Annotated in this window: 6 protein-coding genes; 2 read left to right on the plus strand and 4 right to left on the minus strand. The window is 31.0% G+C overall.

Annotated features, from left to right (window positions below; genetic code table 11):
- Positions 1–32: 32 nt before the first annotated feature.
- Positions 33–1,403, minus strand: coding sequence for a sodium:solute symporter family transporter (locus O3884_RS07260; protein WP_371452648.1), 1,371 nt, complete (start codon positions 1,401–1,403; stop codon positions 33–35).
- Between the two features lie 26 nt (positions 1,404–1,429).
- Complete coding sequence (locus O3884_RS07265; protein WP_371452649.1) at positions 1,430–2,275, minus strand: sulfurtransferase; 846 nt, start codon at positions 2,273–2,275, stop codon at positions 1,430–1,432.
- 237 nt (positions 2,276–2,512) lie between these two features.
- Between O3884_RS07265 and O3884_RS07270 the strand changes: the two genes are divergently transcribed.
- Both O3884_RS07270 and serS read left to right on the plus strand, forming a co-directional pair.
- The gene (locus O3884_RS07270) at positions 2,513–6,187 is read left to right on the plus strand and encodes a pneumococcal-type histidine triad protein (protein ID WP_371452650.1); all 3,675 of its coding nucleotides are present in this window, start codon (positions 2,513–2,515) and stop codon (positions 6,185–6,187) included.
- Positions 6,188–6,513: 326 nt separating this feature from the next.
- Positions 6,514–7,794 carry a serine--tRNA ligase gene (serS, locus tag O3884_RS07275; protein WP_371452651.1) on the plus strand — a complete coding sequence of 427 codons (1,281 nt, stop codon included), beginning with the start codon at positions 6,514–6,516 and terminating at the stop codon, positions 7,792–7,794.
- 156 nt (positions 7,795–7,950) lie between these two features.
- Here the strand turns inward: serS and O3884_RS07280 are convergent, their stop codons facing one another.
- Both O3884_RS07280 and O3884_RS07285 read right to left on the minus strand, forming a co-directional pair.
- Positions 7,951–12,228: a pneumococcal-type histidine triad protein gene (locus O3884_RS07280; protein WP_371452652.1), complete on the minus strand. Its 4,278-nt coding sequence runs from the start codon at positions 12,226–12,228 to the stop codon at positions 7,951–7,953.
- 308 nt (positions 12,229–12,536) lie between these two features.
- Positions 12,537–13,541 (minus strand): YSIRK-type signal peptide-containing protein, encoded by a 1,005-nt coding sequence (locus tag O3884_RS07285; protein ID WP_371452653.1) that lies wholly within the window; start codon positions 13,539–13,541, stop codon positions 12,537–12,539.
- Positions 13,542–13,721: the final 180 nt, after the last annotated feature.

The raw sequence follows: 13,721 nt of genomic DNA on the forward strand, positions 1-13,721 counted from the left end.
GACTTATCATCTTTACTTTTATTATATTATATTTATTTATTTTTTGCGAACATTCCTGGCACTACATAACCAATAGTACATAAAATTAATCCGTATAAATTAACTCCTAAAAGCAATGCATTCTTACCTGTACCAATTGCCCAACTTGTAGGAATTAAATTAATAGTTAATAATATTCCTAGAATAATTCCAATCCAAAAACTTAAGTGGAATCCTAATTTTGTTGGTTTAACAAAACCGTGTAGTAAGAAAATCGGTGCTAATCCAATTACCATCGTTCCACTAATCGTTGTAGCTTTAAGAATATCTGTTCCCATAACCATTGGAAGATTACCTATAATAGCAAATGCAATCATAAATAAAATAGCTACTTTCTTAGGATCTTTTAATCCTCTATTAGACATTTCTGGTAAATCCTTAGCAGTTAACTTCCCTAAACTTGCAAATGTAGAGTCAAGAGTAGAACCTGCTGCTGATACCATTACTACTATCATAGCAAAATACCCTACGACTCCTAAAGTCTTACCTAAAGCTGCTGGAACGTTACTACTTACTTCCATTCCGATTAACTTCGCATGAATTCCAATAAAACTAAAGATTAAAATAGAGAAGAATCCTAAAATACCAGATACGAAAAATGCACGAAGCATAGTCTTCTCACTAGCGATAAATCCTCTATCTGTTAATACTGGATCGTGGAATGGGTAACTAAATAATTGTAGAATTGTTACAAGTAACATATCTACACCTGCGTTCATCGCCCAATTTCCTGATGTTACAAAATCACTAATGTTATGCTGTGGTAAAATTAATGTTACTACCCAACCAACAAAGAATATAAAAATAACAGCTTGGATAACATCAGTTACGATTGAACTTCTTAATCCACCAAGTACAGTATACCCTAAAGTAATAGCAGTAAATAGAATTGCAGAGATAATAAACTCTTTACTACCTGCTTTTCCATAATACCCACCTACTACAGAAGTATTACTCCATACTTCATTAAATAAACGAATAAGTATTGCAGCTGAAAATGCAACAGAAGCCGCTTTTCCATAATTAGAAGTTAAGAAACTTACTAATCCTTTTGCTTGGTACTTTGTTCTTAATCTATAAATTGCTAAACCACAAATAGGAATACAAAGCCAATATGTTGCATAAGCCAATCCACCTACAAATCCATATTGAGCACCTAAGTTTGCAGCGTTAGTTACAGATTTAGCAAAAATCCAACTTATAAAAATACTTAACATAAGCATCATTTCAGTAGGCTTTTCACCTCTGTTACCGTCACCTCTAAAGAATCCTGCTTCTGTTACCTTCTTAGGTGATAATAAAAACATTACCACTCCATAAACAATTAAAAATCCCCAAAATAGATATCCTGTCATATCATTCATTTTCTATAATATTTCTCCTTATTATTTTAATCTAATACTACTTCTCCGACATTAGCGTATCTTGCAAATGAAGGTTCATAGTTTCGCACTTTAAAACCTAACTCTTCTAATATTACCGCAACGTACGAAGCACGAACTCCAGTAGTACAATAAGTAATCTGTAGTTTATTTTTATCCAAACCTTTGTCAACTACATATTTTTCTAATTCTTCTCTAGATTTTAAGAATCCATTATTATCAACTAACGTATTAAATGGAAGTGAAATTGCACCAGGAACGTGACCTGATTTATTCTCTCCATAAATTACACGACCATTATATTCAACTTCTAATCTAGTATCAATAATTTGAACATCTGTATTACCTATTCTTGATAATAATTCGTCTGTATAAATAGCTTTATCATTTTGAGTTGCTTCGCTACGAACTACATCGCTAACATCAATTCTGTCAGTTGATGGTTCATAATTTTTATTAAATCCTAATTTTTCGACTTGTTTATATCCACCATCGACAAATTTAACATTATCAAATCCTGCATAGCTAAATGTATACAGAACTCTTGCTTCATCTCCAAATCCTTGTTCAGGCATGGTAAAACCATATACTAGTACTTCAGATTCATCGGTAATTCCTAGTTTAGAAAAAATTTGTTGATAATTCTCTTTAGATAATAATTTTCCAAGTTCTTCACCACCAAACTCTCCAAGTAAACTTATATCAGTCCAATCAACAACGATTGCTTTGTCATACATTAAAGAACCTTCTTCAAGCATTCCCCCGCGGGCATCTATCACAACTACATTGTTATTTGTTCTATTATTTAATAAATACTCAGCATCAACCAACTTTTTAAAATCAAATTGTGTCATAACTTATCCTCCTTTCTGACTATACTATTATTTATTATATCATAGCTTTTAATTAAAAAATATAATTTCGCATTCTAAATATCATAAAATTATTATATTTTTAAAATAACTAAGTATATACAAATTTAGAGAATAATATTTTTATTCAAATCGTAAACATAACTATTTACAACAGTAAATAATCATGATATAATAAATCGGAATTGTTTTGAATTGAATGATTAAGGAGAAAATAGAATGAACAAGAAAAAAATGATTATTACCGGTGCATGCGGTTCATTAGTAATTGGATTATCTGCATTTGCAGGATACGAATACGGAAAACACCAGGCTTATGAAACTGCACCACTAGTACAAAATACAGCACAAGCAAAAAAAATTAATTACTCTGACAAAGTTAGCTCAGTAGTTGTAAGTGAAATTACTGAAGATGGTTATGTTACACTTCATGGTGACCATAGCCACTATGAAAAAGGATTAGTACCTTACAACGCTAAGATTCTTGATTCATTAGTTTATAAAAATAAAGACTATAAACTAAAAAATGAAGATATTCAATATGAACTTGCAGAGGGATATGTAATAAAAGTTAATGGTAAATATTACTACTATCCAAAAGAAGGTATTACTCAAAATAATGTTGTTGACGAAAGTACTGGAAAAGAAATTTCAGCACATGCACATCACCACCATCACCATGGAGAATCTAGTGAATCTAAAGGAAGTGGAGATAACTACACATTTAATCCAAAAGATATCGTAAGTGAGACTCAAGATGGTTACGTAGTTCGCCATGGAGATCACTTCCACTATATTAAGAAAAGTGAGTTATCAAGTTCACAATTATCACAAGCAAAAGAATCAGGAGTTAATCCTTCTTTAGCAGCATCAACAGCTGGAGTAACAACTCCTACGAGTGATGGCTATATCTTCAAAGGTGAAAGTGATATTATAGGTAGAAACAGTTTTGGTTTTATAGTTCAACATGGTAATCACCAACATATTATCCCATATTCACAGTTAAGAGGGACACAATGGGAATATTTATTAAATGATCAAGGAACTACAAGTAATAACACTAATACAACAGTAGTAAATACTCCAAAAACTAATATAGTAAATGACAATCATCATGACAATTCAGCAGATCATGGAGATGATTATAAATTTAATCCAAAAGATATAGTAAGTGAAGATGAAAATGGATATACAGTACGTCACGGAGATCACTTCCACTACATTCCAAAAAATAAAGTAGAGAAACCTGCTGAAACAGTTAAACCAACTCCAGCTATTCCTACTCCTTCTTTACCTAAGGTTGAAAAAATTATAGAGATAGTCAAACCTACACCAGTTATTCCTACTCCAACCTTACCTGAAGTGAATAAAGTAGAAAAACCTACTGATGCTGTCAAACCAGCTCCAGTTATCCCTACTCCTTCTTTACCTGAAGTGAATAAAGTAGAGAAACCTACTGATGCTGCCAAACCAACTCCAGCTATTCCTACTCCTTCTTTACCTGAGGTTAAAAATGTAGAAAAACCAAAAGTAGAGGAGCCAGTTGTAAAACCTAGCATTTTATCATTTGCTGGTGTTCAATTCAAGACTAGTGATGGATTTGTTTTAAACGAAAATACTGTTGGCACTCCAACTTCATTAGGACTAGTGGTTGATCATAATGGACACCAACACTTTATATACTACAAACAACTAGTAAATTCTAAATTTGAAAAATTAATTCCTGAAAAATATTTAGAACAAGCTAAAAAAGAGTATAAAGAATTAGAAGATAAAGTAACTGAAAAAGTTAATTACTTATCAAGTAAAAATAACATAGATAAAAATACAATTAAATATGTTTCTACGGCAAAAGGAGATGCACTTTCTTATGATGGTAAAACAACATTATTAGATGATATTAATGTTAGCGATGTAACCGAAGCACCTACTGAAAAGCCAGCAGAAAACAACAAAGTAGAAAATAATACAGAAAAAGAAAATAAAGAAAATTATTCTGAGGAAGTAACTAAAAAAATTAATCACCTAGCTAAAATACTAGGAATTGATCCTAAACTTATTAAATTAGTGGAAACTGAAAATGGTCAAGCATTAACTTACCCTCATGGTGATCATAGTCACACTGTATTATTAAATGCAATTCATATTGATGAAACTGATGTTACAATAACTGAAGAGATCCAAAAACAAATTAATTATATTGCTGAAGTTTACGGAGTACCAAAAGAAGCTGTTAAAGTAACAAAAGATTTCTTCGTATTCAATGAACCAGCTCACGCTTACGATCCAACACATATTCACCCATATCTAATCCCTCGTGAAAAATTCCATATTCCAGAGGTTACAGGTGATGATGAAGTGGATTTTGAAAATGAATTACTTGCTTTATCAAAACGTACAGGTATTCCTGCAGATAAAATCAAACGTGACGGTGATAAATTTGTAATTCCTCATGGAGATCATGATCACTTTGTTAAAATTTTATCTAAAGGAGCAGACATCTACTACAAAAATAGAATTCCTAATATCACAGGAAACTATGTTGCGGGAGATTTCGATAAAGAAGCTGTATTCAAGCGTATCGAGGAACTTAAAGCTAATAACCTTGCTAAACACAGCAGCGATAAAAAACAAGCAAACCGTGTAAATCGTGCACTTGATCAATTACGTGCAACAATAGAAGAATTGCCAACTAACTCTACTAACGGATATCTGGAAATGTTAAATAATTTTGACAAAAAATACATCCAAGAAGAAGCTAACGCGGATACTACTAAAAATGATGAATTAGTTAAAAAATATAATACTCTACTAAATAGAATCAAAGATGCTGATATTGAAAAATATGGACTTTCAAAAACTGACTTAACTAATGAGTTAAATGAAGCTAGCTCAAATAAAGATGCTAATACACTAAACAAAGTTAGTCATATGTTAGATGAACTTCAAAAATTCGAAGATCGTGAAAGTATTACAACTGTAAGTTACATCAAATATTTCTTAGAAAATATAGATAGTGATAAGATCGATAACCAACTACGTGAAGAACTTGCTTCACTTGTAAAAGATTCTTATGAATCTCAAGCATTCATCACTAGAACACCGATGAGAACACTTGTAACGAGACTTATTAATGCGAAAAATGCTCTTCACTATGCACTAGAACACAACGAAAGTTCAAAAGTTGAATTCGGTGAAAAATATAATAAATTAAATGAAACTGACAGTGATGGTGCAACACTTCGATCTTCAGCTGATCAATTCGCTAAAGAAGCTAACGATCCATCATTCCCAATCGAATTCTCTAATGCCAAATATGACAAAGCAGATTTTGAAAAATATGCAAATAAAACAACCGAAAAAACTGAATCTACTACTCCAACAACTGAAGTAAAACCAGAAGAAGAAAAAGATAATAACACAAATAATGACAGTAACTCTGGAAATCAACCAAACAATGAAGTAAGTAAGCCTAAAGAAGAAAATAATACGACAGATAATAAAAAAGTAGAACTTACTCCTGAAGAAACTGCAAAAGTAAACTTACTTGCAGGAATCTTTAAACTTTCTCCAGATTCATTAAATGTTATTGAAACACCATATGGAAAAGCGGTGAACTTCACACTTGGTGGAAAAGCTGAAACGATATTAATTAATGATATCGATAGATTACTTGCTGCATTATTAGCAAGCGCTAAACCAAAAGAAGCTTCAACAGAAAACGAAAATAGTACGACTCTTAACTCAGAAAACGAAGTTTCTAATAGCAATAATAATACAACTACAGTAGAGCCAAAAAATAACACAGGAAAAGAAGAAACTTCTAACAACACAACAACAAAAGAAGATACTTCTAACAGCACTACGGCGAAAGAAGAAACAACCAACAACTAATCAGAAGAGAAATAATCTAAAAAGACTTGACAAAAAAGATAGAAATAGAGTAAAATTAGGTTAAATAAATATATAAAATTTGATTATAGACATGTTTTAATCTAAAAACATTCCCAGAGAGAGTACAAATGCTGAAAGTGCTTATTGTTTATTTTAAAATTCTACTATAAATAATATCAAATTAAATTTCAAGAATCTTTTAGATTGAATTTGGGTGGAACCACGGTATAGAAATTAATCGTCCCTTGCGTCTTTGACGTAAGGGATTTTTTATTTTACTTGTAAAAATTCAATCAAAATAAAATAATTAGAAGGAGCATATAATTATGTTAGATATTAAATTATTCAGAGCAAATCCTGAAATGGTAAAAGAAAAATTAGCAGCAAGAAACTTAGAAACAGATGTAGTTGACCTACTTATCGACTTAGATAAAAAACGTCGTGAGCTACTTGTTCAAGTAGAAGATTTAAAAGCACTTCGTAACAAAAAAAGTGAAGAGATTGCTATCTTAAAAAGAAAACGTGAAGATGCTTCAGATGTAATCGCAGATATGAAACACGTTTCTGATGAAATTACAACTCGTGATATTGAAGTTAAACAAATCGCTGAAGAAATTAACGAAAAAATTATTAGAATCCCTAACCTTATCTCTGATGAGACTCCTATCGGAGAAAACGAAGATGAGAATATCGAAGTTCGTCGTATTGGTCAAGTAAGAGAATTTGACTTCGAACCAAAAGCCCACTGGGATTTAGTTGAAGAATTAGATATTGCTGATTTCGAACGTGCAGCAAAAATCTCTGGAAGTAGATTCGTATACTACAAAAAAGCTGGAGCACTTCTTGAACGTGCATTAATCAACTTTATGATTGATACTCACGTTGTTGAACATGGATACGAAGAATTTATGGTACCTCAATTAGTTAATAGAACTGCTCTATTTGGTACAGGTCAATTCCCTAAATTCGTTGAAGATGTATATACAGTAGAATCTGAGGGATTAACTCTTATTCCAACAGCAGAAGTTCCATTAACAAACTACTACAATGGAGAAATCTTAACTGAAGACATGTTACCAAAAGGAGTTACAGCATTCAGTATCTGTTTCAGATCTGAAGCAGGAAGTGCTGGTCGTGATACTCGTGGATTAATCCGTCTTCACCAATTCAACAAAGTTGAAATGGTACGTTTTGCTAAACCTGAAAATTCATATGAACAATTAGAAATTATGACTGGACATGCTGAAAATATCCTTAAAAAATTAAACTTACCATATCGTGTAATTACTCTATGTTCTGGAGATACAGGATTCTCTAGTGCTAAAACTTACGATATCGAAGTTTGGTTACCAAGTTATAACGCTTATAAAGAAATCAGTTCTTGTTCAAACTGTACAGATTTCCAAGCGCGTCGTGCAAACATGCGTTTCAAACGTGAAGATACTGGAAAAGTTGAATTCCTTCACACATTAAACGGTTCTGGTTTAGCGGTAGGACGCTGTCTAGCTGCTATAATCGAAAACTATCAAAATGAAGATGGTTCTATCACAGTACCAGAAGTTCTTCGTCCATATATGCGTGGAATCACTAAAATTGAAAGAGACTAGTTTTCTATCCTATTAAAATATAGTTTTTCTTTTCATGATAAATGCCAAGAGAGTCTAACAATCCTCTCTTGGCATTTTTTATTCTATCAAAGTATAAAAAGTAGTGAATTAAGGTTCTCTCCTCTCAATTCACTACTTATTACGATACAATATAGACTATATATCTATCTGAGTTTTTTCAAACTTATCTAATGCTTGTAAATAACCTTCTGTTGCTGTAACATGCCAGGCTAAACTAACGTCCCTAAAGTTATTCAACCAATTTAGTACTTTTCTTAATTTAGCCGGATTATTTGCAAGTACAGTCTGGGCTTTATTTTCTAATTCTGTTAACCTACTATTGACTACAGCTTCATCAATATTCCCATTTACTTTAGGAATATCTATATAAGGTATTTTGTTTTGATTATATAATCTCCATCCAGGACTCTTAATTGGATAATAATGGTTGTGATCACCATGATTTACTATCATTTGTCCATCTTGCACCTGAATATGTTCAACTGTTGTATTCATACTGCTTGCCAATGCTGTTATTTCTTTTTCAAAATCTCCTTCTAAATCTGAACTCATCGTTGGAACAGTTATATCACTAAGCGCAATACGTTTAACTGCTCCGTTATAGTTAAATACTAACGTGTTATTCTCGACTGAAATGTCACTGACATTTATACCATAGAATAGAGAAATGTAATTTTTCTTGCTGTCTAATGTTGCTTTATCTTCAGTTATTGTTTCTTCACCTTTCTTAGCCAAAAATTCTTTTGCTTCTTCTAGTTGTTTAGCTGATAAATCAGATTTTTTAACGAAGTGATTATGATCACCATGTTTTACAATATAGCCATCTCCTTCTTCACTAACAATATTATTCACATCGAATACAAAATCATGTTCTTCAGTTTCAGTATGATTATGTGTTTCTGAATCGTGATTTGCCTCACTATTAGACGGCTCCGTTACTGAAGGTTCTTTATTCGCATCCTCAGCAGTTGGAGTAACTAGATTGTCTTTAACTTGTTTTCTTATTGCACTCAATTGTTTTTCTAAATCAATCTGTTTATTTCTGCTTTGATCTACACTGTAAGACATATCAAGATAGATAATACGAGCTTTTTGTTTTAATTCATCCGCTACTTCTGGAGCTAATTTTTTCTCATCTTTAAGTTTTAATATCTCTTCCTGTAGTTTTTCTGCCTGTTCTGTAATATAGTCTGCAGATAAAGTATAATTTTCTTTTATGTCTCCACCTTCGACTTTTTCAAAATTACTCATTATTCCTTTTGGAATATTCCCGCCACTTGGAATTTCTAACTCTTCTTTTGAAACAGTATTATGACTTATATCTAAGTATTCTAAAGTTTTATTTTTTTCTTTTAATGCTAATGTAGATACATAGTTATTTGACATTGTTAAGTATTTTAGCGCTGTAAGATTATTTACATTTTCCATTGATCTAATAACATTGTTATTAACTGTTAGATTAATTAATTTATCTTGTTTATTAGATGGAAACTCACTAATTTTATTTCCACTAGCATCTAAATTTTCAAGTGCAGATAGTTTATTAATGTTATTAATCTCTTCTAATTTATTATTTTTAATTTCTAGACTTGTAATTGTACTATTCTCAAAATCTAAACTATCAATCTTATTATTATTAACTTCTACACTTTCTAAAACTTTAGCATTTTTCAAATGAGATAATGTTGTTATTTTATTATCATTTGCCACTATTTTTTTCAACTTCGGTAAATTTGAAACAGCACTCAAGTCCCTTATATTAGTATTATTCACCGTCAGCTGTTCTAAATTATCATTTTTTAAGGTCGACAATTCTAACCCACTGTTGTTAGATAAGAATAAACGTTCTAATTCATTTTTGTTACTCAATGCATCTAATTTTGTAATATTATTATTTTCAAGACTAACTGCTTTTAAGTGATTTAAATCTTTTAGAGCTGAAATATCTTTAATCTTATTATTGTCTAAGTTCAACGACTCTAAGTTAGTAAGATTTTTTAGTACATCAATATTTTCAATATTATTTCCTGCAGCAGATACTAATTTTAAATTTGGATAATCTTTTAAGAATGAAATATCTTGTATATCATTTTCAGAGAAATCTATCCCTTCTAATGTAGGAATATTTTTTATAAATGAATAATCTTTAATACCTGTTCTTGATACGTATAATTGTTTCAATTTTTTGAATTTATAAACAGGTGTAATGTCATCGATAGAAGTATATCCAATACCTAGAACTTCAATATTTGGCATAAGATCCAGTCCATTTCTTTTAAGTGGATCTTTATTTTGACCTATGTTTAGATACTTAACAGTTTTTAACCACTCTTTCATTTTCTCTACATTTGTCTCGTGTGCAGGAAAATCAGTGTCTGCTGATGCGTGTTGAATATCATGGATAATGTCATCATCAAATCCTAATTTTTTCAGTGTCTCTGCTCCCGAATTACTATGTGGATCTGCCAAAGGTTTTGATTTATCTATGTCTTTTACCAATATAGTATGACTATGATCTCCATGTGGATATACCAGTGCCTTACCTTCTGCTGTTTCAATTACTTTTATAGAACTTTTATCTATATTTAATTGTTTAGCAACATAATCGATTTTTTCTTCAATTTCTTTTTCTTCACTAATGTTTTCTTGATTATTTCCCTCAACATTAGAAGTAGTATTACTTTCTGAATTATTATTATTTTCTATTTTTTCATTAACATTAATATCTTTTAACAATTCTATTTTTCCATCATAAGATATTGCATCTCCATTAGAAGTACTCACATAACTGAACTTTTCTTTACCTATACTATGTTTTTTAGAAAGATAATTAATCTTCTCATTAACTTCTTTTTCTAACATGGTGTACTCTTCTTTAGCTTGGTTAAGATACTGATATGGAATAAGTTTTTCCCACTTAGAATTAACTAATTGTCTGTAAAATACAAAGTGTTGATGTCCACTATGAGCTACAAGAATTCCTGTTGAAGTTGGTGTTTTCAAACTATCTTCAGACATTTTGAATCCATCGCTAGTCTCAAATTGAACACCAGCAAATGATAAAATGCTAGGTCTTACAACTGGCTCTTCTACTTTTGGTTTCTCTTCATTTTTAACCTCAGGTAAAGATGGAGTAGGAATAACTGGTGATGGTTTGACAGCTTCAGTAGGTTTTTCTACTTTATTCACTTCTGGTAAGGTTGGAGTTGGAATAGCTGGAGCTGGTTTGACAACTTCAGCAGGTTTCTCTACTTTATTCACTTCTGGTAGGGTTGGAGTTGGAATGGCCGGAGTTGGTTTAACTGTTTCAGTAGGTTTCTCTACTTTATTCACTTCTGGTAGGGTTGGAGTTGGAATAGCCGGAGTTGGTTTAACTGTTTCAGCAGGTTTCTCTACTTTATTCTTTGGAATATAGTGGAAATGATCTCCATGGCGAACAGTATATCCATTTTCATCTTCACTAACGATATCTTTTGGGTCAAATTTATAATTATCTCCATGTTCTGATGAATGTTCATGATGATTGTCATTTACTATATTAGTTTTTGGAGTGTTTACTACTGTTGTATTAGTGTTATTAGTTGTAGTTCCTTGATTATTTAATAAATATTCCCATTGTGTTCCTCTTAATTGAGAATATGGAATTATATGTTGGTGATTACCGTGTTGAACTATAAAGCCAAAACTGTTTCTTCCTATAATATCACTTTCACCTTTAAAAATATATCCATCACTCGTTGGAGTTGTTACTCCTGCCGCTGATGAAGATAAAGAAGGATTAACTCCAGATTCTTTTGCTTGTGATAATTGTGAACTTGATAATTCACTTTTCTTAATATAGTGGAAGTGATCTCCATGGCGAACTACGTAACCATCTTGAGTCTCGCTTACGATATCTTTTGGATTAAATGTGTAGTTATCTCCACTTCCTTTAGATTCGCTAGATTCTCCATGGTGATGATGGTGATGTGCGTGTGCTGAAATTTCTTTTCCAGTACTTTCGTCAACAACATTATTTTGAGTAATACCTTCTTTAGGATAGTAGTAATATTTACCGTTGACTTTTATAACATAACCTTCTGCGAGTTCGTACTGAATATCTTCATTTTTTAGTTTATAGTCTTTGTTTTTATAAACTAATGAATCAAGAATTTTAGCGTTATAAGGTACTAATCCTTTTTCATAATGGCTATGATCACCATGAAGTGTAACATAACCATCTTCAGTAATTTCACTTACAACTACTGAGCTAACTTTGTCAGAGTAATTAATTTTTTTTGCTTGTGCTGTATTTTGCACTAGTGGTGCAGTTTCATATTCATGAAACTTTCCATATTCATATCCAGAAAATACTGATAGCCCAATTACTAATGAGCCACAGGCACCAGTAATAATCATATTTTTTTTATTCATATATATTCTCCTTAGCAATATAATTCGTAATAATTTCGATTTATTATAACACGTTTACTTTGTTTTGTAAATAGTTATCTTTACGATTTACTACTTTTAAAATTAATGTTTTTGTATTTTTCTCATAAAAATAATAATACCTTGTTTTAATAAACTGTCATGATTACAGCTATTTAGAAAATTATTCTTATCATCAATGTGCTAAAATCTTATTAATAACAATAGGCATATAAATTTAACCTGGAAACACAAAAAATGGATACCAACTGCATAATGCAGTATGATATCCATATGTTTTTTATGTTTATTTATTTATTTATAATTTTTCTTTTTCTTATAATACTAGCTACAATTATTAAAATAAATCCTACAAAAATAGATGAATTTCCAGATATACCCGTCTTAGGAAGTATTTTTAATTGTTTCTCATCTTTAATACTCTTTGTTTTAGGTAATTCATCATCTTCTTTTTCTTTATTTTCAATCTTTTCAAGAATTACTATTTGAGCTCTTTCCTCTAAATCCTTCGTTCCTATTTTTATACGTTCTACTATAGTAAATTTACTAAAATGATTTATATCAAATTGCAACTCTCCCGCATTATATCTACTAGCTATTTTTTCAAGATTATTTTCATCAGATATATGATAAACTTCTAAATCAGTATTTTCTTTTTTTACAACTGCAACTGTTACAGTTCTCTCTATATTACTATCTACTTTTTTATAATCTTTCTCAAAATGAATCTCAAATGTTTCAATAATTTTATAGTCGCTACCTAGTTTATTCTTGATAGTCTTGTTTAAATCATTATCATTTAATGGTTCCACAAACAATTTTTCTACAGAGATACTATCTTTTTTAAAAGAAACCTTTATCTCACGACCAGATAAATTCGCAACTAATACATCATTTCTAGTTTCCATTCTAGAAGCTGGTTTTTTTGATGGCTTCTCGGATGGTTTCTCCGACGGCTTTCCTATTGGTTTTTCCAAAGGCTTCTCTGTTGGCTTTTCCAACGGTTTTTCTGTCGGCTTCTCTGTTGGTTTTTCCGACGGCTTTTCTGTTGGTTTAACGGGTGGTTTTTCTGTCGGCTTCTCTGTTGGTTTAACAGGTGGTTTCCTTATCGGCTCTTCTATTACATTCTCTGGCGGAATTGGTTCGACATCTGGAATAACTCCTTTTTCATTTATAACAACCTTATTATCAGACTCTTGTGCATTAGCCACGCCTATATTCATTGTGCTAATTCCTATAACAATACTGATTATTCCAGCTGACACTTTTCTTATAGAATATTTTTTATTCTCCACTGCTTTCTCCTTATCTTAAATAATCAATAAGATTATTAAAAATTATCTTTTCTATTATATTATATATTAAAATACTAAGCAAGCAAAATTTTTTTAAAAAAATGACTTGATTAAAATATTTAATCAAGCCAGATTGTTGACAAAACGACCAAAATATCAATGAACATATTGATGTTTTGG

This window comes from Gemella sp. 20925_1_85 (genome assembly GCF_041433735.1).
Taxonomy (GTDB): domain Bacteria; phylum Bacillota; class Bacilli; order Staphylococcales; family Gemellaceae; genus Gemella.